At 61.0% G+C, this 25676-nt stretch carries 24 protein-coding genes; 8 read left to right on the plus strand and 16 right to left on the minus strand.

Features of this window, described 5'->3' with window-relative positions; translation table 11 throughout:
- Positions 1-44: 44 nt before the first annotated feature.
- Together KZJ38_RS02485 and KZJ38_RS02490 are read left to right on the plus strand one after the other, a co-directional pair.
- Positions 45-353: a hypothetical protein gene (locus KZJ38_RS02485; protein ID WP_219798638.1), complete on the plus strand. Its 309-nt coding sequence runs from the start codon at positions 45-47 to the stop codon at positions 351-353.
- A 583-nt stretch (positions 354-936) separates the two neighbouring features.
- A complete protein-coding gene (locus tag KZJ38_RS02490; protein WP_219798639.1) occupies positions 937-1170 on the plus strand; it encodes a hypothetical protein in 234 nt (77 codons plus the stop codon).
- A 31-nt stretch (positions 1171-1201) separates the two neighbouring features.
- On the opposite strand, the gene KZJ38_RS02495 is transcribed toward KZJ38_RS02490, so the two are convergent.
- The 5 genes from KZJ38_RS02495 to KZJ38_RS02515 are packed head-to-tail and all read right to left on the minus strand — an operon-like array spanning position 1202 to position 7488.
- Complete coding sequence (locus KZJ38_RS02495; RefSeq protein WP_219798640.1) at positions 1202-2824, minus strand: acyl-CoA synthetase; 1623 nt, start codon at positions 2822-2824, stop codon at positions 1202-1204.
- Between the two features lie 2 nt (positions 2825-2826).
- On the minus strand, positions 2827-3534 hold the full coding sequence (locus tag KZJ38_RS02500) for an ABC transporter ATP-binding protein (RefSeq protein WP_219798641.1): 708 nt from the start codon (positions 3532-3534) through the stop codon (positions 2827-2829).
- Entirely contained in the window at positions 3524-5341 is a 1818-nt protein-coding gene (locus KZJ38_RS02505; protein ID WP_219798642.1) for an ATP-binding cassette domain-containing protein, read from the minus strand. The genes KZJ38_RS02500 and KZJ38_RS02505 overlap by 11 nt, the downstream gene beginning before the upstream one ends.
- Before the next feature lie 15 nt (positions 5342-5356).
- A complete protein-coding gene (locus KZJ38_RS02510; protein WP_219798643.1) occupies positions 5357-6232 on the minus strand; it encodes an ABC transporter permease subunit in 876 nt (291 codons plus the stop codon).
- Between the two features lie 29 nt (positions 6233-6261).
- The gene (locus tag KZJ38_RS02515; RefSeq protein ID WP_219798644.1) at positions 6262-7488 is read right to left on the minus strand and encodes an urea ABC transporter substrate-binding protein; all 1227 of its coding nucleotides are present in this window, start codon (positions 7486-7488) and stop codon (positions 6262-6264) included.
- A 473-nt stretch (positions 7489-7961) separates the two neighbouring features.
- Between KZJ38_RS02515 and KZJ38_RS02520 the strand changes: the two genes are divergently transcribed.
- Positions 7962-8186, plus strand: a complete 225-nt coding sequence (locus tag KZJ38_RS02520) for a hypothetical protein (RefSeq protein ID WP_219798645.1) — start codon at positions 7962-7964, stop codon at positions 8184-8186.
- Positions 8176-9591: an amidase gene (locus KZJ38_RS02525; RefSeq protein WP_219798646.1), complete on the plus strand. Its 1416-nt coding sequence runs from the start codon at positions 8176-8178 to the stop codon at positions 9589-9591. The genes KZJ38_RS02520 and KZJ38_RS02525 overlap by 11 nt, the downstream gene beginning before the upstream one ends.
- 61 nt (positions 9592-9652) lie before the next feature.
- On the opposite strand, the gene KZJ38_RS02530 is transcribed toward KZJ38_RS02525, so the two are convergent.
- A complete protein-coding gene (locus KZJ38_RS02530) occupies positions 9653-10636 on the minus strand; it encodes an AraC-like ligand-binding domain-containing protein (protein ID WP_219798647.1) in 984 nt (327 codons plus the stop codon).
- Positions 10637-10849: 213 nt separating this feature from the next.
- Entirely contained in the window at positions 10850-11737 is an 888-nt protein-coding gene (locus tag KZJ38_RS02535) for a LysR family transcriptional regulator (protein ID WP_219798648.1), read from the minus strand.
- Between KZJ38_RS02535 and KZJ38_RS02540 the strand changes: the two genes are divergently transcribed.
- Positions 11691-12794, plus strand: a complete 1104-nt coding sequence (locus KZJ38_RS02540; protein WP_246641621.1) for a DMT family transporter — start codon at positions 11691-11693, stop codon at positions 12792-12794. The two genes, KZJ38_RS02535 and KZJ38_RS02540, sit on opposite strands and share 47 nt — an antisense overlap.
- A 39-nt stretch (positions 12795-12833) precedes the next feature.
- On the opposite strand, the gene KZJ38_RS02545 is transcribed toward KZJ38_RS02540, so the two are convergent.
- The 4 genes from KZJ38_RS02545 to KZJ38_RS02560 form a co-directional block, all read right to left on the minus strand.
- Positions 12834-14312, minus strand: a complete 1479-nt coding sequence (locus KZJ38_RS02545; protein ID WP_246641622.1) for a heavy metal sensor histidine kinase — start codon at positions 14310-14312, stop codon at positions 12834-12836.
- Positions 14309-14983: a heavy metal response regulator transcription factor gene (locus tag KZJ38_RS02550; RefSeq protein WP_219798650.1), complete on the minus strand. Its 675-nt coding sequence runs from the start codon at positions 14981-14983 to the stop codon at positions 14309-14311. Before KZJ38_RS02550 ends, KZJ38_RS02545 begins: the two co-directional genes overlap by 4 nt.
- Positions 14984-15109: 126 nt before the next feature.
- The gene (locus KZJ38_RS02555; protein WP_219798651.1) at positions 15110-15895 is read right to left on the minus strand and encodes an alpha/beta hydrolase; all 786 of its coding nucleotides are present in this window, start codon (positions 15893-15895) and stop codon (positions 15110-15112) included.
- Between the two features lie 273 nt (positions 15896-16168).
- On the minus strand, positions 16169-16357 hold the full coding sequence (locus tag KZJ38_RS02560) for a CsbD family protein (protein WP_219798652.1): 189 nt from the start codon (positions 16355-16357) through the stop codon (positions 16169-16171).
- Between the two features lie 245 nt (positions 16358-16602).
- Between KZJ38_RS02560 and KZJ38_RS02565 the strand changes: the two genes are divergently transcribed.
- A complete protein-coding gene (locus KZJ38_RS02565; protein ID WP_219798653.1) occupies positions 16603-17031 on the plus strand; it encodes a response regulator in 429 nt (142 codons plus the stop codon).
- Positions 17032-17083: 52 nt separating this feature from the next.
- On the opposite strand, the gene KZJ38_RS02570 is transcribed toward KZJ38_RS02565, so the two are convergent.
- Positions 17084-17320 (minus strand): DUF2442 domain-containing protein, encoded by a 237-nt coding sequence (locus KZJ38_RS02570; RefSeq protein ID WP_219798654.1) that lies wholly within the window; start codon positions 17318-17320, stop codon positions 17084-17086.
- Positions 17321-17772: 452 nt separating this feature from the next.
- Between KZJ38_RS02570 and KZJ38_RS02575 the strand changes: the two genes are divergently transcribed.
- Positions 17773-19341 (plus strand): sensor domain-containing diguanylate cyclase, encoded by a 1569-nt coding sequence (locus tag KZJ38_RS02575; RefSeq protein ID WP_219798655.1) that lies wholly within the window; start codon positions 17773-17775, stop codon positions 19339-19341.
- Here the strand turns inward: KZJ38_RS02575 and KZJ38_RS02580 are convergent.
- The gene (locus KZJ38_RS02580) at positions 19313-20149 is read right to left on the minus strand and encodes a response regulator (RefSeq protein WP_219798656.1); all 837 of its coding nucleotides are present in this window, start codon (positions 20147-20149) and stop codon (positions 19313-19315) included. The genes KZJ38_RS02575 and KZJ38_RS02580 overlap by 29 nt on opposite strands.
- Entirely contained in the window at positions 20146-21468 is a 1323-nt protein-coding gene (locus KZJ38_RS02585) for a cytochrome-c peroxidase (protein ID WP_219798657.1), read from the minus strand. Before KZJ38_RS02585 ends, KZJ38_RS02580 begins: the two co-directional genes overlap by 4 nt.
- Positions 21469-21636: 168 nt before the next feature.
- On the opposite strand from KZJ38_RS02585, the gene KZJ38_RS02590 reads away from it, so the two are divergent.
- Positions 21637-21921 (plus strand): hypothetical protein, encoded by a 285-nt coding sequence (locus tag KZJ38_RS02590; protein ID WP_219798658.1) that lies wholly within the window; start codon positions 21637-21639, stop codon positions 21919-21921.
- Between the two features lie 28 nt (positions 21922-21949).
- Here the strand turns inward: KZJ38_RS02590 and KZJ38_RS02595 are convergent, their stop codons facing one another.
- Entirely contained in the window at positions 21950-23704 is a 1755-nt protein-coding gene (locus KZJ38_RS02595) for a phospholipase C (RefSeq protein ID WP_219798659.1), read from the minus strand.
- A 407-nt stretch (positions 23705-24111) separates the two neighbouring features.
- On the minus strand, positions 24112-25647 hold the full coding sequence (locus KZJ38_RS02600) for a UxaA family hydrolase (RefSeq protein ID WP_219798660.1): 1536 nt from the start codon (positions 25645-25647) through the stop codon (positions 24112-24114).
- Positions 25648-25676: the final 29 nt, after the last annotated feature.

The following is a 25676-nucleotide window of genomic DNA, read 5'->3' on the forward strand; positions in this document are numbered from 1 at the left end:
GGGAGCTTTTGCGTTCAACTTTTGAACTTCTCAAAGACCGCTCTATGCTCGTGAAAGCTGTAAAGCTTGAACGCAGCGACCAAGCTCGCCTGTTCGAGTTTGTCGACTCAATCGACCGACAACTAAGCGCGAAAGTTACCAAAAACATTACCGTTGCGGTCTGGATTGCCTACCCAAAACATGCAGTCGACGGAACCACGGCTTGGTTTGAGTACCGGGCAGACAACGTCGTCGTCAAGAATCCTGACGCGGCGATTCCAGGCGAGATGTGGACGATAGCTCAGAGGTTATGGGCACGTATGCAAGAAGACGATTGCGAGTTTTACAACGCTGAAAGGCATGTAGCTTCGTAGAGTTTTCGGCGGATCAGATCGAACTCCTCCCCGCTTGTAACATCACCCGTTGCGCGCGCGCCTTGAAAGGCGCAATCGGCAAACATCAATGCTGCCCCGCGTTCAGCAGCATCCAAATCTGCCTCGTCTGCGGCCCAGCAAGAATGCGCGCAAATACCCCGCCGCACCGAATGCAGGTGTAGTGCTCTTCGACTCGCGCATCTTTCACGGCGCCGCCGCCATTACGCGTTAAGTCATTGTGTGGAGGCTCGTCCGCCGCCTTTCCGTAGAGGTCGGCGCACCGCGCGCAGGGTTGAATCCAAAGGTCCATTCGTGTGTCGCCCCCAAATTGCGCGCTGTCGTGGCCGATAACTGCGGTTGCGCGAGTAAGCGGCGAGTAAGCGTCCGGTAACTATGTGTTACCAATCACGCGCCGCCGTTTCACCTCTGTCCGGCGATGCCTCCTAGACTCTGTGGCGTCGTCACCGAGCCTTGGCATCGCCAGCATAAGCACGAGCACAAGTGGCGCGAACATCGTGGCTGAGACAGAGATCGAATCAGTCAATTGCCACAACATCCGATTCACCTAACAGGTACGTGATTTATGAAATCCTGGAGCAAGTTTGCGTTGACTGCAACAGCACTGACCTTGCTAACAATCGAAACGGCGAGCGCGGCCGGCTGCCTCAAAGGCGCAGTGGTGGGTGGAGTGGCGGGCCACTATGCGGGGCATCACGCGGTCCTCGGTGCCGTCGGCGGTTGCGTAGTGGGAAGACACATGGCGAAAAAGCATGCCGAGGCACAGGCTGCCCAGCACAAGGAAGCGCAACCGCAATAAATGCACGGGACAGACCGGATGCAAACAACGCCTAGCGGTTGCGCAGTTCGCGCCGTATGAGCTTGCCTGTCGAAGTCATCGGAAGCGATTCCATGTATTCGACGAGTCGCGGATACTCATGCGCAGCGAGACGCATACGCACATGGTCCTGTAGTTCTTTCGTCAGTGCATCGCTAGCGGAAAACCCGTCGGCAAGCACGACACACGCTTTGACTATTTCCGTGCGCTCCGGGTCCGGGACACCGACAACAGCCACCAGACGCACGGCTGGGTGTCCAAGAAGACAGTCCTCAATCGGTCCCGGTCCAATCCGATAGCCGGCGCTCGTAATAACGTCGTCGTTGCGACCCACGTAGTGTATGAATCCGTCGGCGTCCATGCGACCCAGGTCACCCGTCAGCAGGAAATCTCCCGCGAACTTTTCGCGGGTCGCTAACGGGTTGTTCCAGTAGCCGAGAAACATGACAGGGTCCGGCGACCGAATCGCGATGTTGCCGATTTCATTGACTTCGACCTCCGTGCCCTGGTCGTCAACTACACGCACATCGTGGCCGGGCGCTGCGCGTCCGATTGCGCCTGGGCGAGCCGCAAACCAGTTGCCGCACGACGAAACGACCATGTTGCATTCGGTCTGGCCATAAAATTCGTTGATGGTCGCCCCGAGCGCTTCCTTGCCCCAACTAAGGAGTTCAGCGCCTAACGATTCCCCGCCGCTGGCGATGGACCGTAGACTCAACTTCCATCGCTCGCGAGGCGACTTCTCCGTGCGCAGCATCTTGAGCGCCGTCGGCGGCAGAAAGACGTGCGTAACACCGTGGCGACTCATCAAATCGAATGCTGCCGCAGCATCGAACTTCTCGAACCGGCGTGAGACGATCGTCACTCCGTGATGAAGCGCTGGGAGCAGTACGTCCAGCAGACCACCAATCCATGCCCAGTCAGCCGGAGTCCAAAATATATCGCCTCGACGCACTGCGCCGCCATGCGACATTTCCACGCCCGGCAGGTGGCCCAATAAAACCCGGTGACCATGCAACGCACCTTTCGGTTTTCCAGTGGTTCCCGACGTGTAGATGATGACTGCAGGGTCGTCCGCGTTCGTGACTACCGGTTCATAGGCGTCGGCTTCGGCGTCAAGCGCCGAGTCAAAGCCTTCGACCGCGGTCACTGAATTCTCGATGGACTCGGTAACGAGTATCGACCGCAAATCAGGGAGTCGCTCGCGGATACCCGCAACTTTCTGCAATCCCGCAGCATCGGTGACTAGCACGCTAGCGCCACTGTCTCTCAATCGATACTCCAGGGCTTCCTCGCCAAACAGCGAGAACAGCGGTACCGAGATAGCTCCAACCTTGAAGGCTGCAATGTGCGCAATCGCAGTCTGCGGAGACTGCGCGAGAAGTATCGCGACTCGACTTCCTCTCTCGATACCGCGTGCGCGCAAGCAGTTTGCAGCCTGATTACTCCTTCGACGCAGCTCCCCGAACGTCATGCGCACTACGCTTCCGTCTCTATGCTCATGAATCATGGCCATCTGAGCAGGGTCGATATCCGCCCACTTGTCGCACACGTCGACGCCAATATTGTATTTCTCTGGAACATCCCAGCGGAAATGACGGACTTCGTCTTCGTAGCTAGTGTGCCCGCGCAGCATAGTTACACTCCCAGATACTGTCGTTGCAACCCGGCATCGTTGATAATCTCTTCAGGGTGGCATTCAAAAACAATACGCCCCTTGTCGACCAATCGACAATGCGCGCCCATGCGCGCAACGAATTCGAGGTTCTGCTCAACCACAATGACGGCGATTTCTTCCCGACGGTTGATTTCTCGTACGGTCTCGGCTATCTGGTCGACGATTGACGGTTGTATCCCTTCGGATGGCTCGTCTAGTAGCAGCAGTGAAGGGCGAGTGATCAGGGCCCGGGCCAAGGCTAAAATTTGTTGCTGGCCGCCACTAAGCGAGTCACCGCGCTCATCGGCCTTCTGACGCAGCATCGGAAACGACAAAAACAACTCATCGATGGCTTCGCGCCAGTCTGACCGCTTCGTCCCAAAGGCCGCGGCCTTCAGGTTGTCGACAACAGAGAGCGAAGGAAAGATGTCCCGGCCCTGTGGAACATAGGCGATTCCTTGATGAGCGCGCCGGTGCATCGCTACGCCCTTCAGCGAGGCCCCGTCGAACAGGATGTCGCCTTCCTGCACGGCAATCGCACCGGCTATCGCGCGCAGGAGCGTCGTCTTTCCCACTCCATTGCGTCCGAGAATGGAGACCATCTGTCCGGGTTCAATCTTCAGGTCCAACCCGTGCAAGACAGGAGATTTTCCGTAGCCGGCGTGGAGATTCCTGATCTCAAGCAGCATGCTCTTTTCCATGTCGACCCAGGTAGATATCGAGGATTCGCTCGTCATGGCGCAGCACATCAAGCGAGCCTGATGCAAAAACGCTTCCCTGGTGAAATACCGTCACAGGAACATCCAGCGCTCGCACGAATTCCATGTCATGCTCGACCACGATGACAGAGACAGCTTGCCCCAGCAATCTCACCATCGCAGCCATACGTGCCGTCTCTTCTCTGGTCATGCCGGCTGTAGGCTCATCGAGCAGGATAACGGACGGTTCAGTGGCGACCACCATTGCAATCTCCAGCCATTGCTTCTGGCCATGCGACAGCAATCCGGCACTGTCGTCGGCACGTTCCTCAAGCCCTAGCCAGTCAATCAACTCCGCAGACCGGCGGTCGGCCGACGCGCTGTTTCTTAGTCGTCCATACGCAGCCAGCCACAGGTTCTCCCGCACGGACAGGTCGTTGAAGATGCTGGCAACCTGCAGCTTTATTCCTAGCCCGCTTCTAACCCTGTCATGCGATTTCATGCTGGTTATCGGGCGACCTTCGAGTTCGATTGCGCCGCGATTCGGCGGGAACCGGCCGACGAGGAGGTTGAAGAAGGTGCTTTTTCCGGCGCCGTTGGGTCCGATGAGGCAATGAACGCCGCGTTGCTCAAATTTGATAGTCGCTTCCTGTACAGCCCTTACGCCGCCAAAGCGCTTCTCGAGCCCAACAGCGGTCAGGGCGGCACCTCGCGAATGACTCTGGAACGGCAGCTCCTTTAATCGTTGTATTCCGGAATCAGTTTCCTGCGAGCTCTTCATCTGTGCGGCCTTGCTTCCGAACCTCGACGCGAAGTAACGCGTGAGCGTGGGAACGACGCCGACGGGCAAAAACAGGACCACCGCGATCAGGACGACGCCCAGTACGATCGGGGTTGCATCTCCGGCGCCGCCGCCCAGTGCGAATGAAACCGACTGCACCAGCAAGGCGCCTACAAATGCTCCCGCGAACGATACGCGACCGCCAACCAGTACCCAGATCACGACTTGAGCGGCTAACGACAGCCCGAACACCCCCGGGCTAATGAACATGGCCCATGCGGCGTATAGCGCTCCAGCAACGCCGGCTATCGCGCCGCCAGTCGCAAACACGATAAGCTTTCTTAAGCGAACATCGTATGCCAGCAGCTGCGTACGCAACTCATTTTCTCGGAGCGCGGTGAGAACTCGACCGAAGGGTCTCTGGAGAAGGATGTAGAGGCCCGCGGCAACAAGCGCACACACGAGGACCACAAGCGCGTAGGACTGCACGACTGTCAACGCGGTCCCGCCGTCGCCCAATGGCAGCGTGAGCGGTGGTACGCCGGAGATGCCGTTATATCCCCCAAGCTGTGCTTGTCCGATATGGTATTTGGGGTCGGCCGTGCTGGAGAGCACCGTAAAGAGAACGAGGGTCATCGCCAGCGTGATGATGCCCACGTAAACATCGCCGACGTTCCCATAGAAAATGAAATAGCCGACCAGAACGGCAAGCATTGCCGCGGCTAACGTGGCGACGACGACCGAAGACAATGTCTCGTTCGTGACAGGCAGGAAGTTGATCGCAGCGAGGCTGTAGGCATACGCGCCTATGCCGAAAAACGCACCCTGCCCGAAGCTGAATATCCCACCGTGACCCCAGACTAATGTCAGGCTGACCGCGAGCAGGCCATATAGCACCCAGCTCGTTGCCTGCATCACCGCGAACTCGGGCATCAGGACGCCTAGCGCGAGGCAAACGAGCGCCACGACTGCGCACGTGACCAGGCGTAGCCTCAACGTACTGTTCGAGGATTTCATGTGTCGGCGTCTCGCTCAGAGCTTGCGTCGCAGGCGGCCGGAAATTCCGGTCGGCATCACTCGAACAAGGCAAATGGCCAGAACCAGTAACGCCGCTTGCCCGAAGAAGGGGGTTGAGAGATAAGAGACCACGTTCTCGACACCGCCAAGGAGCGTCGAAGCCGCGGCTGCACCGGTGAGAACACCGGAACCGCCCACGACCACAGTCATGAAAGCACGGGCGATGTAAGCCTCGCCCATCGTTGGCATCACTCCCACCATCGGTGCGAGCAGCGCACCCGCGGCGCCAGCCAGACCGGCCCCGAGCATGAAGGTCAACGCGTTGATGCGCCGCGGGTCGATGCCGATTGCTGAAGCCATCTGAGGTCGCTGAACAGCCGCTCTTGCCATCACGCCGTATCGGGTTTGCGTGAAGACCGCATAGACCATTCCGAGCAGTGCGAACGCCGCAAGAATAAGGACAATCGAATAAACGGAGATGGAGTACCCGCCCACCTGAAGACTCCCTCCAGGCGTGGGAATGCCTTGCGTCGTAGGACCAAATACATAGACGGCGACCTGAGACATGATCAGGCTCAGCCCCCAGGTTGCAAGCATGCTGTCCGCAAGGCGTCCATACAGATGACGGATAAGCGCACGTTCAACGACCCATCCGAAACCAGCCACAACCGCAGTCGCCAATACCATTGCAATGGGAAGGGGGAGGCCACTCCTGACGCCTGCCAGTGTCGCGAAGGCACCGAACATCAGGAATTCGCCATGGGCCAGATTGATGATGCCCATCATCCCAAACAGAACAGATAGCCCTAAAGAGACCAGTACGAGAATCGCGATGCTGAGTCCGACGGACGCAGCCATATTTGCTACCCAACCTAAGGTCGATGCTTCCATCTTTAGGTCCTTCGAGGGCTATTGGTCATTCAGTTGGCGTTAGAAGGCGTGAACTGACGGGCCATTTTGGGATTGGCAATGAGATTGCAGACACTGCGTTCATAGCCCGGGGCAACAGACTGTTGGTCACCGATTACCGTGAAGCCATGACTCTCGTTCGCGCGGGCGATATGAACGCTCTGTACCAGATGGTGCGTACCGGCGTCGACCGACACCTTGCCCGAAGGACCGTCGAATCCAACGCCACTCTCAAGAGCAGCGATGACTTTATCGCGGTCAGTGCTGCCGGCCTTCTCAACAGCCATGGCCCACAGATGCCAGCCATTCCAGACAGCGACCGCGCTGTCCGTGATGTACGGATAGTTCGCACCGTACGCCTTCGTCCAGCTCTCGCGGAACTTGTCGTTGCTTGCGCCACCGAGCTCCTGGAAATAGGGGAACGCGACGACGATACCGCTTGCTTCCTTCGGGCTGAGAACGACCTGCTCGTTTCCAAGGCCAAAGGTCGCAGAGACAATCTGCATATGACTGGACAATCCTGCCGCTGCGAACTGGCGGTAGAACGCGATGTGATTGCCGCCCACCAGAAGAGAAAACACGACGTCTGGCTTGGCTTCCTGCAGTTTGGAAATGACCGAGCCGAACTCACTCACGTCCAAAGGGATGAAGTCGGTCCCGACGACACTGCCTCCGGCCTTCGTGACGTACTGTTTGACCCAGTCGGCGGAAATATGGCCGTAGTTATAGTCCGCCGCCAGCACATAGAACTTCTTCTTCCCATTCTTGATTGCCCAGTCGACAAGGGGCGCTATCTGTTGAGACGGCACGATACCCGTCGTGAAGACATTCTTGTCGCACACGCCACCTTCATATTGCTCGTTGTAGAAGTAGAGCGTCTTGTTGCGGTCCGCGACGGGTCTGATGGCTTCCCGTGATGCACTGGTGACGCCACCCATGATGACTGCCACCCGGTCACGAAGAGCAAGCTGGTTAGCGTAGGTCGTGTATTTTGAGTTGTCGGACTGTGCGTCGTACGTAACGAGCTTCAGCGGGCGGCCGAGAACGCCACCCGAATCGTTAATGGACTTAATGGCAAGCTTTGTGGCGTCTGCCATCGCTTTGCCGTAGACGTTGAGGCCGCCCGTTTCGTCAAGAACGCTCCCGACCATGATGGGCTCCTTGTCCGCCGCGATCGCAGGAGATTGCGTGAGGAACGCCAGGCAAAGCGCTGCCAGCCAGGGAAGTATTCGAATCATGGAAGCTCCGCGGAGTGGTTGAACGGGTTGAGGTCGATGGCCTCTTGTCCTCTTGACTGAGGGCGCGCTCTCCTTCGCCAGGCGATCGCCGATGTCGAAACGACCCGTGCGGGCACAGTCTGGTTAAGAGAAAGTGGTGTCTGGAAAAGTAACAGCGCCCCACGCAGCCCGCTTGCATATCAGAGACAACGCAATAGTCCCCGTCAGCCACACCAGGGTCATTCCCGATGCCGCGACTGCGGCGAATGAAGCGAGACAGACTGGCGGGGCTCACGTGCGGCGCACGTCCTTAGGCGTGGACACACGTGCGAGACGCGGATGGCGAGGATGACTTGCTATCGGTTAGCTGCAAGCGGATAGCCAGGACCGCGAGGCCTAGGTGACGCTATCGTTCCACGAGCATGGCACGCACGCACAAGCGCCGGGATATTGGGCGCGTTACGCTCGTGACGTCGCTAACGAAGGAGAAGGCAGTGTCAAATTCGCGTGTGGACGAGCTAGTCAAGACAATGGCAGAGGCGACGAATTTGCCTCTCGAACAGGGCCGGGTAACCGCAATCAGCCAGATTCTCGGAGTCTGGTTGAGTGACGCGAATGCGCTGTCAGCAAAGATGAGCGCGCCGGAGTTCGCGCAGGTGACGCCGATGACCGGCATTCTGCAGACGGTAAATCATGGTGAGGTGTCACATGGCGAGTGACCTTCCCGGGTTGTCCATAGCCGCCGCTGCGAGGCTCATACGTCAACGCGAAGTGAGCCCAACAGAGCTTTTCGATTCGTCCCTTCGGGAGATTGAGAAGCACAACAGCACGCTTCGAGCTTTCATATCGATAACCGAAGAATCAGGAAAGAAGGCGGCGGCCGCTGCAGAGTTGATGCTGTCGGCAGGCTACGACCTGGGTCCGCTGCATGGCATACCGCTAGGCATCAAGGACAACATTGCGATTAAGGGCGAGCGTACGACGGCCGGGGGCAAAATCCTCGAGAACTGGCATCCCGACAAGGACGCGACCATCATATCGAGGCTCAAACAGGCGGGAGCCGTATTCGTCGGCAAGACAAACATGCACGAGTACGCCTGGGGCGGGACCTCAGCCAATCCCCACTACGGACACGTGCGTAATCCATGGGATACCAGCAAGTTTCCGGCAGGTTCAAGTGGCGGCTCTGGCGCTGCCGTTGCCGCCAGTCTTTGCTACGGCGCGCTGGGAACCGATACGGGCGGCTCTATTCGACTTCCTTCGGCGATTAACGGTGTTGTTGGCCTGCGCCCAACGTACGGGCGGGTGAGCAATTCTGGAATTATCCCTCTCGCGTGGACCATGGACACGGCAGGGCCCATGACCCGGACCGTAGAGGATTGCGCGTTGCTGTTCAACGCGATTGCGGGCCCCGACCCGACTGACCCTGCCACGGCGTCAGTTCCTGTCGACGATTTTCTGTCGAGATTGAGCGTGGGTGTCAGGGGACTACGGATTGGAATCGTCCCAAGTTACTTCTTTAGTCACATCCAGCAAGATGTCAAGCACGCGGTTGAAAGCGCGCTAAAGACGTTCGAAGAGTTAGGCGCGCATATCGTTGAAGTCGACATCAAACATATCGAGGGAAACATCTCTGCGCAACTCACGATCGAATCGGCTGAGCCGAGCACGTATCACCAGAAGTCGTTGCGCGAAAGGCCGGGGGATTTTGGCGACGATGTCCGAACGTTGCTCGAGGTTGGCGAGATGCTTCTGGCCACACACTACCTGCAGGCGCAGCGCTATCGGACCTTGCTTCGGAATGAATTCCTCGAAGCTTTCAAACACGTGGATGTGTTCATTTGTCCCACGCTGCCGTTCACTGCTACGGACTTAGGTGCAACGACTGTCGAAATCGAAAGCGGTGTGCAAGAAGACATGCTCTCCGCGATCATGCAATTTACCGGTGTCGCAAGCCTAACCGGCCTGCCTTCTCTCAACGTCCCATGCGGCTTTGATTCCGGAGGGCTACCGGTCGGAATGCAAATTATCGGGGCCCCGTTCACCGAGTCGCGACTGTTCTCGGTCGGCCACTCATTCCAGTGCGCGACCGATTTCCATACAAGACGTCCGGACCTGCGTTGAGTCTGACGAAGGCTACGCCGCGCTTCATGCCGCTTGAGGCGCGGTGTTCCCGGCTCCTCTGTTAATCCCGTTCAGGCCGGGACTCATCGTCGTCGCATGCAGCGGGCCCCCTGCTTTGGAGCATGACGCTCTGAGGTGTGACGCCGTAGTTTCTCTTGAACGAGCGACTGAAGTGAGAGACATCGCAAAACCCGTATGTCATTGCGGCTTCGGTGACGCTTTTGACTGCCCCTTCACGGAGAGCGCAGTAGCTAGCCTCCAATCGCTGTTGCCAGATTGCTTTCATGGGCGTTGTCGCTTGTCTTGCGAAAGCCCGGGCTAACGTGCGCGTCGATACGTGCATCGATGTCGCGATATGGTCCACATCGAGGTCATGATATTCAATGTTCTCTTCGATGAATGTCATCGCCTTGCGATACAACGCGACTTGAGGCGTTGCAACGGGCGCTTCACCTCCATGAATCTCAATGACTGCACTGACGAGGTCGAGGATGGCACTGGCCACGCGCGATTCGGCATGGGATGACTGATTCAACTCTTTTGACTCGCACGCCTCCTTGATAACGGAGCCGAGTACTGCCCGAAACCCGGTGCCGGGACCGAGTGACGTAGCCACGACGTGTTCCGCGTTGGCCGTACGGCGAAGCAGCAGGTCTCGCGGAATCCGCAGGATGAAGAAGGATTCCGGCTCGATGGTGTAACTGAACGGACGAGCTGCGTCGTAAAGCAGGACGTCCCCCGCGCGCTGTACAACTCTTCGGCCGTTTTGCTCCAGAAAGGCGACGCCGCGCTCAAGGAACGAAAGCCACAGATTGGCTTCAGGTCCCGTTCGAATGCTATTGAAATCCCGCACCCATCGATGCTCGGGTCCAATCATCTTCGCAACATGGAGTGCACCGATTGATCGGCCGACTATGTCGGCATCGAATTGATTCCGGTGCGGAGAGTCGCTTGCCGCTGGGATGCAATGGCTGCACACAACGTCTCGCCAGTAATCGAAACGTTCAGGCGCTGCGACGGAGGAGGTAGAAAACAGGTATCGCATCGCAGCTCCGAAATCGGCCGATCAGTATGGGGCCGTAGTTCCACTGAAGAGTGGAGATATCTGTCTATGACGGGCGTGACAATGAGGGTTTGCGCCGATGTCTGGCTGCAACGCAGCATTCGCATCTATCTTGCCGGGCATTTTATGGTCGAAGCAACGATAGACTGCCAAATTGTCGAAAGCAAGATGCCTAACGCTTCACGTGTTACACGCTCAAGACTCCGTTCCGGTCAATCGCACCGGCGCCCGAACAGGAATCAGGTTTTCCCTGATCTGCTGAGCCAGTTCCAGCACAGCCGGCGAATCCTGCCCCTTCGACACATGAAGGTTAATCGCAAAGCTCGGCAACTCCGGAAGCCCGCTTTGCGGCGGCAGTATGTCGAGATCAGCCGGCACCGTCGACTCGAGAAAAGCCCCGATGGCCAGATCGGATCGCACCGTGGCGATGGTCGCATCGATGCTGCCGTTTTCGAACACGGTGCGCCACGGTATGTCGTGCTTTCGAAGCGTATCGAGTACCGGACGCCGGAACACGCACGTCTCGACGACCAGCGAGACGGGCACCGGACTCATCTGATGCGCGGTTCCCCCTTTCGCGCCGACCCACACTAAACGATCGACAGCCAGACATTCACCGCTCGAGGGGCCGGGAAGTTCTTCGATCAACGCGATGTCGATTTTGCCTTCGTTGAGCGTACGCAATAGCTCTGGCGACGCCGCGCAGACCATCGACAGTTCCACCTGCGGATGCGCCAACGTAAAGGCCTTCAAGATCGAGCCGAGATGCGTTCCGACCATGTCCGGCGGAGCGCCGAGACAAATCTTCCCTTCCAGTGTGCCGGCCGTCATTTCCGCCAGAATCACGTCATGCAGAGCCAGCAGACGCCTTGCATGGCCAAGCAACCGCTCTCCGAGCGGAGTCAACCGCATATCGCGATGGTCGCGGAAAAACAATGGGCCCGACATGGCCTCGAGTTTCGCCACCCGTTGGCTGATCGCGCCTTGCGTCAGATGAAGCGTATGCGCGGCCGCCGTCATGCTTCCGCGGTCCGCGATGGTGACGAATGCACGCAGTAAAGTGATCTCAAGATTGCGCGTCATATTGACATTAGCGAGGCTAATTAAAGGGATCAAAAACTTTCGCTATTGTGATCCAGGTCAAGCGGGTAAGGTTGCGGCCAAGCACCCGGAGATTTCAATGCAAGCTCAGTTAAGCGGCACCGCACGACGCCCACGATTCGGTGTCGCCGCGATTCTCGCCGTCGTATTCATATGGTCCGGCTGGATCATCGTTTCAAGTTGGGGCGTCCACCAGACGCTGACAGCATGGGACATCAGCTTTTTACGATTCACATCGGCAGCACTGGTTACGTTACCGCTGCTGCTCCGAAAGCGACTCCAGCTTCGCACGGTTTTTAACTGGCGCACACTCGTGTGCAGCCTCGGATGCGGCTTCCCCTATACGATGTTGAGCTTTATCGGCCTCGAGCACTCGCCCGCAAGCAATGCGGGCGTCGTCGTCAACGGCCTGATGCCGATACTCGTCGCGTGCTTGTCCTTCGTGTTGCTCAAGCAACGCATCGCACGCGCGAAACTGCTTGGCATTGCGCTGATTGCAATCGCAAACGGCCTGATCCTCGTCGACGGCGGACTTCACAACTTCCTCGGCATGCTGTGCTTTCTGATGGCGGCGATCTGCCTCGCAACCTACACGGTCTTCATGAGACGTTGGCACATCGCCACCGATGTGATGATCGTCTCCGTACCGTGGATCAACGCGATTCTGTTTTTTCCCATCTGGCTCTTTCTCGCGCCGTCGACACTGCATGAAGCAGGCGCGCAGGAAATGGTCCTTCAGGTACTGTTTCAAGGGGTATTGGTCAGCGTCATCGCGCTTTATCTGATGACTCACGCCATCCATGCGCTGGGATCCGTGACGGCGTCGACATTCATGGGGCTGGTGCCGGTGGTCGCGGCGGGTCTCGCCCTTGTCGTTCTTCATGAACCGATCAGCGCGCTGACTACTATCGCTGTGATCATGTGTTCCATCGGCATTGTGTTCTACAACGTATGGGGCACGCGGTTTTCGAGCGCGCCCGCGATGCCTGAAAAGACCCGCGCGACGCGTCTCGCCAGTGAAGAGACGTGCAGTGAATAGCAGTTGGAAGGAAAGGGCCAGGCGCGGGGTCGGGCGCGTCTAACGTACCGGCGATTGAGTGTGCTGCGCGGTTTGAGTACCCGTTCCCCCGCCGCCGTCCGCATCGTCGGGCGCCGCCTCAACCGCATGCGCTTGCCGCGGAAACAAGAGCGTAAATCGCGTCACGCCCGCATCACTCTGAGCCAACCCGCTGCCGCCATGCAATTGCATGATGCTGCGCACGATCGAAAGCCCGAGCCCGCTCGATTCCGACGACCGCTGCCGCGACGCATCGGCGCGATAAAACCGGTCGAAGAGCCGTTCGAGGTGATGCGGCGGAATCGTCGGGCCGCGGTTCTCCACGTGTAGCGCGACACCGTCCGCGCGCGCTTCAGCCGTCATCGAAATCGCCGTGCCGGGCTCCGCATAGCGGACCGCGTTGGCGAGCAGATTGCCGAGCGCGCGCCGCAGCAGCAACGGATCGGCGAACACCGTGCCTTCCCCGCGAGATTCGATGCGCACGCCGCGATCGTCGGCAAGGTCTTCGAAGTATTCGACGATGCGCATGAATTCTTCGGCGATCGATAGCGCCTTGCGCTCGATTGCATGGTCGGCGTGCTCGGCGCGCGCGAGGAACAGCATGTTGTCGATCATCTTCGACATCCGCTGCAGTTCCTCGAAATTCGAGCCGAGCAGCCGCTGGTAGTACGCGGCGTCGCGCGTCTGGCTCAGTCCCACTTCGGTTTGCCCGAGCAGATTGCCGATCGGCGTGCGCAGGTCGTGCGCCATATCGGCCGATACCTGCTTTAACTGCGTGAAGCCGCGTTCGAGCCGGTCGAGCATCGCGTTGAACGCGCCGATCAGCGCGTCCAGTTCGGGCGGCGCATCGCGCTGTTCGATGCGCGTCGACAGATTGCCGATGCCGATCGACGCGGTCTGAGCGGCGAGGCGTCGCAGCGGATTCATGCCGCGCCGCGCGAGGCCATACGCGAGGAGGGCGGCGAGCACGGCCGCAAGCGACGCGAAGAACAGGATCTGGTCGCGATAGTCGGCCAGCATTTTCGTGCGCTCCGCCATCAGCCGTCCCGAGATGATCTGCAGATCGCGCTGCCCGGCCGCGCCTTCAGCGGCGGCCGACACATAGATGAACGGCGTGCCGTCGTTCTGCGTCGTGTGATGCACGGCCGAAAGCGATAGCGCGGCGCCGGCCGGCACCGGCTCGACGTCGGGCACGGCAGTGTGACCCGGATTGACCGTGATGAGCGGCGTGCCGTCGGGCATGCGCACGACCAGCAGCGACTCGGTATTGCCGAGCATATTCGCGAACAGTTGCGGCTTCTCGCGAATCAGATCGCGCACGTCGACATCGTGCATCAGCGTGCGGATCTGGTCGACACGCGTGACGAGCGCGCCGTCGTCGCGCACTACGAGTTGCGCTTCGAGCTGCCGGTACAGCGCGAAGCCGACAATCCCCATCGCGCCGAACGCGATCAGCGCGAACAGCAGCGCGAGCCGGGTGGTCAGCGAAATGCGCTTCACGATTCGTCCTCGCAGCGATAGCCGACGCCATGCACGGTGTGAATCAGGCGCCGCTCGAACGGCTCGTCGATTTTTTGCCGCAGCCGGCGCACGGCGACGTCCACCACGTTGCTATCGCTATCGAAGTTCATGTCCCACACGCGCGACGCGATCAGCGCGCGCGATAGCACCTGCCCCTGGTTCTGCATGAAGAACTGCAGCAGGTTGAATTCCTTGTTGGTCAGCGAGATGCGCGTGCCGCCGCGTTCGACGCGGCGCTTAGGCACATCGACGCGCAGATCGCCGAGCGCGAGCACCTCTTCCTGCTTCTGCGGCTGCCCGCGCCGCAGAATGATGCGGATGCGGGCCAGCAGTTCGGCGAATGAAAAGGGCTTGACGAGGTAGTCGTCGGCGCCGAGGTCGAGGCCCTTCAGGCGGTCTTCGAGCGTGCCGCGCGCGCTGAGGAACAACACCGGCGTATCGGTGCGCGCGCCGAGCTTCTTCATGACGGTCCAGCCGTCCATCTCCGGCATCATCACGTCGAGCAGGATCAGGTCGTAGCGCATTTCCTGCGCGAGGTGCAGGCCGTCGATGCCGTTGTTCGCCACGTCGACCACGTACCCGGCTTCGGTCAGTCCGTTCTGCAGATAATCGCCGGTTTTTGCTTCGTCTTCGATGACCAGAATTCGCATATCGTCTACCGTCGATGTTCTGCTTCAGAGGCAACCGTGTGCTCGCGCCGGGCGCGCGTCGTAGCCGTCGACCGGCGGCTACGACGTACTCCAATGACGATCACGGCGGCGATTACCGCGCGTCGATCACTGCCCCGACTGCTGCGCCGCCTGCTCGATCAGCGCGGCGACTTCCTTCGGATGCGATTCATACACCGAATGGCTCGCGCCGTCGATTTCGACGGTATGCGCATGCGCGCGCGCCGCGTACATCCGCTCGAGGTCCGGGTTGATGATCTTGTCCGCCTTCGCGACCATATACCAGACCGGCTTGTTCTTCCACGCCGGGTCGGGAATCTCCGCGGTGAATACGGCAGCCGCCGTCGGCATCTGCGAGTGCGCTTCGAATTCCGCTTGTGCGCGCGGCAGATCGGCGGCGAAATCGGACGGATAGTTAGCCGGGTTCAGATACAGGAAACCGTCCGGCGTCTTGACGACGGCCTTCGTCGCGTTCGGGTATTTCTTGCCATTGCTCGCTTCGGTTTCGCCGACGTCGAGCGCATGCGCGGCGATATAGACGAGCGATTTCACATGTTCGTCGTTGCCCGCTTCCGTGATGATCGCACCCCCGTAGCTATGCCCGACCAGCACCACCGGACCGTCGATGCCGTCGATCACGCGCTTCGTGGCGGTCACGTCTTCCTTGAACGACGTCAGCGGTTCCTGCACGAGCGTCACGTTGTAGCCGTCCTTCGTCAGGATATCGTAGACAGGACGCCAGCCGCCGCCGCCGACGAACGCGCCGTGCACCAGCACGATGTTCTTGATGGGTGCGGCGAAGGCGGGCGTGGCGGCAGCGCCGAACAGGCAGACAGCGGCGGCCGCGCCGACTGCAACTGAGCGAACGGCGGAACTGAACGAGGGGATACGCATGGCGACTCCTTTAAACCGGATCACGTTGTTGGAAAGGGGTGAAACGTGATGCCAGTCTAGGGAGCGGCCTGGGACCGGGCCGTTACCCAGTCATTACGAAAAAATGACGAAGCGGTTCGGGCGGTCGGTAAAAGCGAGGGCGCCTGTGCAAAGCAGAGGCGCCCTCGTCGCCGTTGGGACCGTGATTTCGGGCCAGCGGGCTCGCCAGGCCCATCAGACCCACGAGACCCATCAGGCTAATGAGGCCAATGAGGCCCACCGGTCCACCGGCCTTTAGTGCTTACGCTTCTGGGAATCCTTGACGGCTTCCTTCATGTCGCCCACGTCCTTGCGGGTCTGGCCGACTTCCTGCTGCACGTCGCCCTTCAGCTCGCGGGCCGGATTGTTCGTCGCGCGACCAACCGCTTCGTTGGCCTTGCCCTTCACCTTCTCGACGGTGCCCTTCACCTGATCCTTATTCATGATGCCCCTCCTTTAAGACGACAAGGCGTCGCCAAGCGTCACTGCAGCATGAAGCGAGCCCGACATGAATCTCGCATGCGGCAACGCGATTGTGCAAAGCAGCAGAAGGACAGGCCGATGCGATGCGGCCACAGCGCGATATCGAGCCACACGCTCGAGCCGTACACGATGTCGCGCAAAGACGCATAAAAACTGTCGCGATTGGAATAGCACTTGCTAAAATCGGAAATAGTACGGAGGGCAATATGGCAGACATCCTTATTGTCGATGCCGACACAGGCGTGCTGAGTACCCTCGGCCTGCTGATCGCCGCGGAAGGCTACGTCGTCCGCACGGCCACCAACGGCAGCGACGCGCTCGATCTCGCGCGCGCGAGCCGTCCTGACGTGCTGATTTCCGACACGCGCACGCCCGGCCTTTCCGGTCCGGCGCTCGTGCGCGAAATGCGCAAAGACCCTGCACTTGCTACCGTGCCGGTCATCCTCGCTTTCAACGGCGCATTGCCGCCGCGCATTCGCGTCTTCAGTTTTTTGCGCAAGCCATTACGGTATGCCAGGCTTCTGAAAGTGCTGCACCGCGCAGAGCGCGCATGCGCTAAACGCGACGCGCGCCATTCGCCGTCGGACTGGAGAGTCGCCCGGCGCCATCTGAAGGGCGAGCCGAAACCGGGCTAACGGGGTTCAAGCGGGCGCAAGCGGGATTCAAGCGGGGTTCAAGCGCGCTCGATCAATGTCGCGCGTCCGGCAAGGAAAGCAGCAAAGCAGGCACGCTCATATCTTCGTCGAGCTCAGGCCAGTACAACTGCTGACGGTCCAGCGAAATCGCGAAGTGCTCGCGTTCGTCGGTTGTCGCTGCTTCCAGCACCGGAAACCAGCGTAGCGGAAACTCGATATCCCGCCCGTCGGATAGCCGCAGAAACAAGTGCGCGCTATCGAAGCTCACATCGACTGCATCGGCATACATGGCTCGCTCCTGAACGAAGACTTCCTACACGCCCATACACGATAGGTGGCGCGGCAGTCGCGTTCAAGTGAGCTTCGCGCTGCGGTAGCGTAGCCATTGCGCGGCCGTTGCACGGTCATAGCGCAACAGCGTTCGGCGCGGATTCGTTTGCGCAGTCGCAAACGTGTTTCCCGGCGTACTTGCAACACGTACGCATCGCCTTGCGCGAGGTTGCGTCGAGGTTGCGTGGTTACGGGCCGCATCGTGGCAGTTCCCGATACAATCCCCTGACGAAACACCCATGCCCGCATGCGTTGCGGGTGTGCTGCTTCGACCCGTCTGTGCTGTCCACGACTATCAAGTAAGTCGTTCGTCGCGCCGTAAACGTAAGGATCAGCGTCACGCTTCAGCCGCATCGATCGGGCCGTTCGACTGACTGCAGGCAGCCGATGCAGGGACAGCGCGGTGACTTCATGCCAGCCAGGCCGTCTATGTTCAACTTTCTTCTCGATACACCCGCATCGGGCAACGGCCAGGTCACAGCGTCGATACGCGCGTCGCTGCTGTCCACGCTATTCGAGAACACGCGCCCGCTGCTGATGTCGGGCCTCTCCAGCGCCTTCGTCGCCGTGGTGGCCTGCTTTCGCGTGCATCATGCATGGGCGCCGCTGTGGCTCGCTGCCGAGATCCTTTTTCTCGCTGCGCGGATGACCATCGCGCACCTGTACGTGGCGCGTAACCGCGTGCGTCCGGTTCATCCGGAACCGTCGGCCGCGCGCTATGCGCCGGTGTCGCTGCTCGCGTGTCTGACCTTCGGCCTCGGCACGATGGCGTCGATCATTTCCGGCGATATGGAACTCGCATCGCTGTCGCTGATGGTGACGGCCGGCATTCTCGGCGGCATCGCGTCGCGCAACGCCGCGCTGCCGCGCCTCGCGATCATGCAGATTTTCTTCGGCACGATTCCGATCGGTGTCGGCGCGCTGCTCGCGCCGCGCAGCGCATCGTGGATACTCGTGCCGCCGCTTTTCGCCTATCTCGTCGCGATGGTGTCGGTGGTGCGGCGCCACTACGAAGGTCTCGTCGCGCTGATGACCGCCGAGCAGCGGCATGCGGAACTCGCGGCCCGCTTCGATGCGGCGCTGACGCATATGCCGCACGGCCTGTGCACGATCGACGGCAACGGCCGCGTGATCGTCGCGAACCGGCGCGCGGCGGAACTGTTCGGCGCGACCGTCGAAATGTTGCGCCTGAACGTGCCGCTGCCTGAATTTATCGGGCAGGTGGGCGTCGCGAAGTTCGGCGAGACCTTGCGCAAGCAACTGGTCGAGCGCTGCACCACGTGGCTCTCGGGCGAGCGCCGGCCACTCGATCTCGACCTCGGCGACGGCCGCCAGCTCGAAATGACGCGTAACCCGGTGCCCGACGGCAGCGCGGTGATCATCATCGAGGACGTCACCGAGCGCCGCCAGTCGGAAGCGAAAATCCTGCATCTCGCGCGGCACGATCCGCTGACCGGTTTGCCGAACCGCCGCGATCTGTACGAGCGGCTCGAGCGGATTCTCGCGAGGTCGATGGGCGGCCGCGAGCCCGAAGTCGCGCTGATGTATCTCGATCTCGACGGTTTCAAGCAGGTCAACGACCGGCTCGGCCACCATGCCGGCGACGAAGTGCTGACCGCGGTCGCCGGGCGCCTGAAAGAATTGCTGTGGACCGGCGAATTCGTCGCGCGTCTGGGCGGCGACGAATTCGCGGTCGTTGTCGAAAACAGTACGTGCGCGGCGAGCGAAGCGCTCGCGCCGCGCATCATCCGCGAGCTTGCGAAGCCTTACATGCTGTCGACGGGCGAGGCGATCAGCATCGGCACGAGTATCGGCATCGCGTTCGCCGTGCACGGCGAATCGATCGAGCAGCTGTTGAAGCGCGCGGACGTCGCGCTGTACGACGCGAAAGAAGCGGGCAAAGGGACGTTCCGCTTCTCGGTGCCGGACAGCAGCCGCAAGGAGGGCGCGGTCAGCGAGCCGCGCTGGCCGGCGGTCTAGCGGTGGCGGGGGCGGCCGCAAGGACGGCGTCCGCGGCCTGCGGCGCGATGCGGTCCGTCAACCGGTAGCCGCGGCCGCGCACGGTTTCGATCACCGTGTCGTGCCCGAGCGCGCGCAGCGCCTTCCTCAGATGGAACACGTGATGATCGACGCTGCGATCGTCGTGGTGGCCGCCCGCTTGCGGACCGTAGAGTTCGCCGATGATTTCCCTGCGGCTGTACACGCGGTGGCCGTGAGTCAGAAAGAAGTGCAGCAGCTGGCATTCGAACGGGCTCAGCGGCAATGCCGCTTCGCCGCAGTCCGCTTCGCTCTCGACGCGCATCGCGGCCATGTCGAGCGTCAAGCCGTTCACCGAGATCCGCGTGGACGTCTCGGCGCGCGGCATCGGCCGCAGCAGCACGCGCAAACGCGAGAGCAGTTCGCGCGGCGAGAACGGCTTGCGTACGAAGTCGTCGGCGCCGGCGTCGAGTGCGCGTACGCAGTCGTCCGCGTCGTCGCGCGCGCTCAGCATGATGGCGGGCAGACGTTTGGTGCACGGCTCCGCGCGCAGATCGAGCAGGAACGATAGCCCCGAGCAGTCCGGCAACGACCAGTCGACAACGAGCGCCAGCGGTGCGCGCAAAGCGATCCGCGCGGCCGCGTCCTGCGCCGTGGACGCCACGCAGGGCTGGTAGCCCGCACCCTGGAACAGCGTCCACAGCGTTTCGCAGACGTGCAGGTCCGCGTCGACAATCAGTATGTCTTTCTCGACGCGGCACGGGCTTTCGCCCGATGCGAGGCTGCGGGCTGTCGCGGTCGGATTGCTCATTGCGACGCGACGGACCGTGCGTTTGGCGAGGCGCCGGCCGGTTGCCCGTTCAGTGGAGTGTCCGGCCGTGGGCCCGTCGATCCGCCCGGCCGGTAACCGTCGGTCAACGTGTTCAGGAACGCGATCACGTCGGCGATTTCCGCATCGTTCAACGCGGGCGCCTGTCCCGGTTTGCGATCGAGCGGCGCATCGACGACATCGATATTCGCGCCGTACTGCGGGGGCAGATCGTCGTACTTGTGCACCGTGCCGCGACGGTCTACCGGGTACCACTTGCGCGGGTCCGTATCGCGTTCGACGTACCAGTGCAGCACGTCGTCGAGCGTATGGAACACGCCGTTGTGAAAGAACACCTGACGCGTCGCGACGTTGCGCAGCGTCGGCGTCTTGAAGAGGCCGCAGTAGTTCTTCTGGGTGCGATAGTCGGCGCGCACCGGGCCGCAGAGCCCGAGATCGAAGTGATGCGGATCGCGGTTCTGCGCGAGCGCCCGGTTGCGCGGCACGCCGAGCGCTTCGAACTGGTAGTCGGTGAAGGCGGCCGGAAAGACGCCGTCGCGCGACGGCTTGTCGATGTGGCACGCGGCGCAGTTGCCTTTGGCGGGATCCTCGAACAGCTTGAGACCATGCATTTCCTGTGCGCTCAGCTGCGCCTTGCCCGCGAGATACCAGTCGTATTTGCTGTCGTACGGATGGAACGACGCGTCTTCGGCCTGATAGCGGCCGAGCGCGAACAGCGCCTCGCCGATCAGCTGTCCCGGGTTGTTCAGCACATTGGGCCCGAAGAGGTCGGTAAAGCGCTGCGCGTAGCGCGCATGGCGCAGCTTGCCGGTCACCACGTCGAGATTGCGGTTCGCCATTTCGTGGGGATCGAGGAGTGGGCCGGTCGCCTGTTCCTGCAGCGTATTGACGCGGCCGTCCCAGTCGAAGCCGCCTTGCGGAACCGGTGCGGGCGGCGCGGCCGACGCGGTTTGCGCTGCGCCGCTTTTCGCGCTCGCCGCGACCGTGCCGCTGACGGCGGTGGGCGGCACGTCGGGCGCGTCGGTGTCCGGCATGATGTTCGGCACGCCGATCGTAAACGTCGGGTTGTGGTCGAGATAGCGCAGCGACGGCACCGCGCGCGAGCCTTCGAGGTTCATACCGATGCCGCCGAACTGCGCGGGGCGCCCGTCGGGCGGACCGTATGCATGGTCGGGGCTATGACACGACGCGCACGACATGCGGCCCGATCCGGACAGGCTGCGATCGAAGAAGATCTCCTTGCCGAGCTGCGCCATCGCGGAGAGTGGCGGGTGAGGGCGTGTGGCCGGGTCGGTGGCCACGAGCGGCCTCGCCGTGGCGAGAGACGGCGCCGGTAACGCGCGTGGAATTGCCGCGCGAGGACCGTATGAGCCGGAGCCGGGTGCGCTTGAACTCGTGCTTAAGTTCGTGCTTGAGGCCGCGTTTGAACCGTCGGCGGAACCTGTGCTTGCGCCCGCATTCAGGCCGCCATGCAAAAAATGAACGCCCGGCCATCGCCAGGCGTTGAAGTGGTGTTTGCCATGACTGAACCACGCGAGCGCGGCGAACGCGGCGGCCGTCACCACCGCGAGTGTCGCGCACAGTCTGAAATCGGACCGCGAACCCAATACCTTCATGTCTTCTGCCAAACAGTTGCCCCGGTAGCGTCGATTGCCTCGGCCGCCCTCGTTGCATCACAAGCGGATAAGCGCGCGGCGCGGGCGCTTGACTGCGTGCCCGGCGCCGCGCGCCGCTACAACATTCAGCTGCGCTGATCTGTCTTGGTTGGCTGCCTTGCCTGCCTTATTTGCCCTCGAGCGCCGCTTGCGCCCCCGGCAACGCGCCGGAGTTCGGATCGAGAACCAGCGTCGGCGTATTCAGCGAAAAGTCGAACAGGTTCGTGAGCGGCCCCGACAACGCGTCGAACGAGCCTTGGCCGATCCGCTGTCCGTTGAGCCAGTTGTCTTCGATAAAGTGAATCAGCGAGGTCTGGTCGGTCAGCGTGTGATCGACGAAGTTCTGCTTCGCGAACGGCGAGATCGCGATCAGCGGCAGGCGCGGGCCATAGCCGCAGCGTCCGTTGGCGGGTAGACCGCTGACGCCCGGCAGCGGCGTCGTTGCGCCGCCGGCGACGGTCACAAGGCACGAGCCCGGGCCGCTCAGCTGGTCGGCGCTCGACGACGACGGATTGATCACGTGCGCCACGTGGTCGTACCAGCCGTCCGAGTCGTCGTACGTGATGAACACCGCGGTGTTCTTCCAGTCAGGCTGCTGTTCGAGGAAGTTCACCATGTTGACGAGGAAGGTCTGCTCGCTCAACGGATCGGATGTCGACGAGTGGCCGCTTTGCCACGACGGCGCCTTGATGAAGCTGACCGACGGGAAATTGCCAGCCGTCACGGCCGCGATAAAGTCGTCGGTGTCGTACTGGTGATTGGCGCCGCCGTCGTTTTTCGTGCCGATCGCCATCACCGACGACGGCCGCGTGTGCTGCGGGTTGCGCGTCGACGCGTAGTACTGGAACGGGCTGTGTTCGGCGTCGTAGTCCGGAATATAGCCGCCGACGACGGACGAGAAGGTCGAGCGCAAGCAGCCCGTGGTGCCGTTCGGATTCGTCTGCGTCAGATCGAAGCCGCCCTGGAACCAGCCCCACGTGACGCCCGCGGCGTTTAGCAGGTCACCGATGTTTTTGCTCGTCATCGAGCCCGTGGTGCCGGACGGCGAGCAGACATCGCCGGTCGGGAAGATATCGCTCTTCAGCGTGAAGGTGCCGGTGCCCGTGCCGTCATCCATCACGGAGCCGGTCGATGCGGTCGGGACGACGCCGTTGGTCTGTCCGGAGATGAGGTTGATCGCGCCTTGCGTCGACGAACCGAAGGTCGTGCCGAAGAAGTTGTCGCTCATCGCGAAGCTTTGGGCGTAGTTCCACAGCGCGGTCACCGTGTTGCCGTCGTAGTAGCCCATCACGAGGCCCGTCGTGAAGAACGGTCCGGTGCCGGAGGCCAGCGTGACCGCTTTGCCCGTGAATTTGGGAAACAGATCCATCGCTGGGCTCAGCGGCGTGGCGACGCCATCGAATGCTTCCTGCTCGGGCGTATAACTGTGAGACTGGTCGGCAGTCAACGCCTGCGTGCGATCGAGACGGAACGGATTGGTTGCGCCCGCGCCGTTTGCGGTATTGAGCGCATTCGGATTCATCGTCAATAGCGGGCTGGTCTTGATGTTGAAGCCCATGCCCGTTTCGAGCAGGTTATTGATATCCGTTGGCGTATTTTTTGCGGCAATAAATGGCAATTCGGCCGGACTGCCCGGATTTCCGGCAACCGGATAGGTGCCGAAATAGTGGTCGAACGAATTGTTCTCCTGATAAATAATGACGATGTGCTTGATCGGCGTCGCCGTGGCGATCGAGTCCTGTACGCTGGCCGTGGGGGTGGTGGTGGCCGGAGGCGTATTTCCCGACGCCGATGAGGAACTACCGGAGGAGTCCGACCCGCCGCAGCCGCTGAGCAGAAGGGTCGCGCCGACGATTGCGCCGGCGAGCATATTGCGTGTCATCTAGGCCAATCCTTTTATTTCGAACGCCGAACTGGAAAACAGCTTTGAGTGCCGCCGGAAGGAAGCAGGCGGAAGCAAGCGGCGAGGATGCCAGTCCGATATTCCTTATGGATGACAGTTATTTTTTTTGAAATCCACCCGGGGCTTTCGGATAGATAAAAGAAGTAATTCAGTTATAAAAACGAGACGCGAAAAAAATAAATGATTAAGGTAATTATTAAAGTTCGATGAAAATTGGCTGATTGCCGGCTTTATGGAATCCTGTCTGGCCCGGCAAACCCTTGGAAATGGCGGGACAAAAGCAAAGCGGCGGCCCTGAGGCCGCCGCATGCGTTGAACTACGCTACGTGGTGCTTAACTGATGCGTTAGTTTGGACGAAGCGTCCAAACTAACGCATTGCGTGCGATCACATCTGCGCGCCGATCATCCACGGAACAAACTCTTCGTTGCCGATACCCAGCGCTTCGCTCTTCGACTGCTCGCCCGACGCGACACTGACGATCGCGCGGAAGATCTCCTCGCCTTTCTGCTCGACGGTCGCGGTGCCGTCCATGATTTCACCGCAGTTGATGTCCATATCGTCGCGCATGCGGTGGTACATCTTCGAGTTCGTCGCGACCTTGATCGACGGCGCAGGCTTGGCGCCGAAGCACGAACCGCGGCCTGTCGTGAACACCACGAGATTCGCGCCGCTCGCGATCTGACCCGTCGCGCCCATCGGGTCGTAGCCCGGCGCATCCATGAATACGAGGCCGTGCTTGTCGATCGGCTCCGCATACTTGTAGACATCGACGAGCGGCGTCGAACCGCTCTTTGCGACTGCGCCGAGCGACTTCTCGAGAATCGTCGTCAGGCCGCCGGCCTTGTTGCCCGGCGTCGGGTTGTTGTCGATGCTGCCCTTTTCGCGCTCGGCATAGCCTTCCCACCAGCGGATGCGCTCGACCACTTTTTCACCGACTTCACGCGAGACCGCGCGGCGCGTCAGCAGGTGTTCTGCGCCGTAAATTTCAGGCGTCTCGGTCAGGATCGCGGTGCCGCCGTGCTTGACGAGCAGGTCGACGGCCGCGCCGAGAGCCGGGTTGGCCGTGATGCCCGAGTGCCCATCCGAGCCGCCGCATTGCAGTGCGACGCACAGGTGCGAAACCGGCGCGGGTTCGCGCTTCACATCGTTCGCAACGGGCAGCATCTTGTCGATCGCCGCGATCACGGCTTCGACGGTTTTCTGCGTGCCGCCGAGTTCCTGCATGACGAACGGCACAACCATCGGTCCCGGCGCCACGCCTTCGGCGACGAACAGGGCGCCCATCTGGTTTGCTTCGCAGCCGAGACCGACCACCACGATGCCCGCGAAATTCGCGTGGCGCGCGTAACCGCCGATCGTGCGGCGCAATTGCTGGATGCCTTCGCCGTTGTGGTCGATGCAGCAGCCGAAGCTATGCGACAGCGGCACGATGCCGTCGACGTTCGGGTAGGCGTCGAGCACACCCGGCGCCGAGAAATGCTGCGCAGCCATCTTCGTCACGCTGGCCGAACAGTTCACCGTGCTGACGATGCCGATGTAGTTGCGCGTTGCGACGCGGCCGTCGGCGCGCTTGATGCCCATGAAAGTCAGCGGCTCGGCCGCGCTTTGCACGGCTTTCACTTCGCTGCTGAACGCGTAGTCGCGTTCGAAATCTCCCATCGCGACGTTATGCACATGCACGTGTTCGCCGGGCGCGATCGGCTGCGTCGCGAAGCCGATGATCTGGCCGTAGCGGCGCACGGGGCTACCCTGCGCGACCGCGCGGATCGCCACCTTATGGGCTTCGGGAATATCGGCGAGCACGGTGAGCCCGTTCAGCTCGTCGAGGGTGGTACCGCTCGCAATGGCTTGACGCGCGATCGCGACATCGTCGTCGGCATGCAGTTTGATGACCGCCGAGGCGGCAGTGATACTTGTCATGGGGATCTCCGGTCTTATGCCGCAGTGCT

It is taken from the genome of Paraburkholderia edwinii (genome assembly GCF_019428685.1).
Classification (GTDB): domain Bacteria; phylum Pseudomonadota; class Gammaproteobacteria; order Burkholderiales; family Burkholderiaceae; genus Paraburkholderia; species Paraburkholderia edwinii.

What these genes read in the sequence shown, in the direction of transcription:
- KZJ38_RS02485 (WP_219798638.1), top strand. Translation starts at nt 45, where the DNA reads ATGCTCGTGAAAGCTGTAAAGCTTGAACGCAGCGACCAAGCTCGCCTG.
- KZJ38_RS02490 (WP_219798639.1), top strand. Translation starts at nt 937, where the DNA reads ATGAAATCCTGGAGCAAGTTTGCGTTGACTGCAACAGCACTGACCTTG.
- KZJ38_RS02495 (WP_219798640.1), bottom strand. Translation starts at nt 2,824, where the DNA reads ATGCTGCGCGGGCACACTAGCTACGAAGACGAAGTCCGTCATTTCCGC.
- KZJ38_RS02500 (WP_219798641.1), bottom strand. Translation starts at nt 3,534, where the DNA reads ATGCTGCTTGAGATCAGGAATCTCCACGCCGGCTACGGAAAATCTCCT.
- KZJ38_RS02505 (WP_219798642.1), bottom strand. Translation starts at nt 5,341, where the DNA reads ATGAAATCCTCGAACAGTACGTTGAGGCTACGCCTGGTCACGTGCGCA.
- KZJ38_RS02510 (WP_219798643.1), bottom strand. Translation starts at nt 6,232, where the DNA reads ATGGAAGCATCGACCTTAGGTTGGGTAGCAAATATGGCTGCGTCCGTC.
- KZJ38_RS02515 (WP_219798644.1), bottom strand. Translation starts at nt 7,488, where the DNA reads ATGATTCGAATACTTCCCTGGCTGGCAGCGCTTTGCCTGGCGTTCCTC.
- KZJ38_RS02525 (WP_219798646.1), top strand. Translation starts at nt 8,176, where the DNA reads ATGGCGAGTGACCTTCCCGGGTTGTCCATAGCCGCCGCTGCGAGGCTC.
- KZJ38_RS02530 (WP_219798647.1), bottom strand. Translation starts at nt 10,636, where the DNA reads ATGCGATACCTGTTTTCTACCTCCTCCGTCGCAGCGCCTGAACGTTTC.
- KZJ38_RS02540 (WP_246641621.1), top strand. Translation starts at nt 11,691, where the DNA reads ATGGTGACGAATGCACGCAGTAAAGTGATCTCAAGATTGCGCGTCATA.
- KZJ38_RS02535 (WP_219798648.1), bottom strand. Translation starts at nt 11,737, where the DNA reads ATGACGCGCAATCTTGAGATCACTTTACTGCGTGCATTCGTCACCATC.
- KZJ38_RS02550 (WP_219798650.1), bottom strand. Translation starts at nt 14,983, where the DNA reads ATGCGAATTCTGGTCATCGAAGACGAAGCAAAAACCGGCGATTATCTG.
- KZJ38_RS02555 (WP_219798651.1), bottom strand. Translation starts at nt 15,895, where the DNA reads ATGCGTATCCCCTCGTTCAGTTCCGCCGTTCGCTCAGTTGCAGTCGGC.
- KZJ38_RS02560 (WP_219798652.1), bottom strand. Translation starts at nt 16,357, where the DNA reads ATGAATAAGGATCAGGTGAAGGGCACCGTCGAGAAGGTGAAGGGCAAG.
- KZJ38_RS02565 (WP_219798653.1), top strand. Translation starts at nt 16,603, where the DNA reads ATGGCAGACATCCTTATTGTCGATGCCGACACAGGCGTGCTGAGTACC.
- KZJ38_RS02570 (WP_219798654.1), bottom strand. Translation starts at nt 17,320, where the DNA reads ATGTATGCCGATGCAGTCGATGTGAGCTTCGATAGCGCGCACTTGTTT.
- KZJ38_RS02575 (WP_219798655.1), top strand. Translation starts at nt 17,773, where the DNA reads ATGCCAGCCAGGCCGTCTATGTTCAACTTTCTTCTCGATACACCCGCA.
- KZJ38_RS02580 (WP_219798656.1), bottom strand. Translation starts at nt 20,149, where the DNA reads ATGAGCAATCCGACCGCGACAGCCCGCAGCCTCGCATCGGGCGAAAGC.
- KZJ38_RS02590 (WP_219798658.1), top strand. Translation starts at nt 21,637, where the DNA reads ATGCAAAAAATGAACGCCCGGCCATCGCCAGGCGTTGAAGTGGTGTTT.
- KZJ38_RS02595 (WP_219798659.1), bottom strand. Translation starts at nt 23,704, where the DNA reads ATGACACGCAATATGCTCGCCGGCGCAATCGTCGGCGCGACCCTTCTG.
- KZJ38_RS02600 (WP_219798660.1), bottom strand. Translation starts at nt 25,647, where the DNA reads ATGACAAGTATCACTGCCGCCTCGGCGGTCATCAAACTGCATGCCGAC.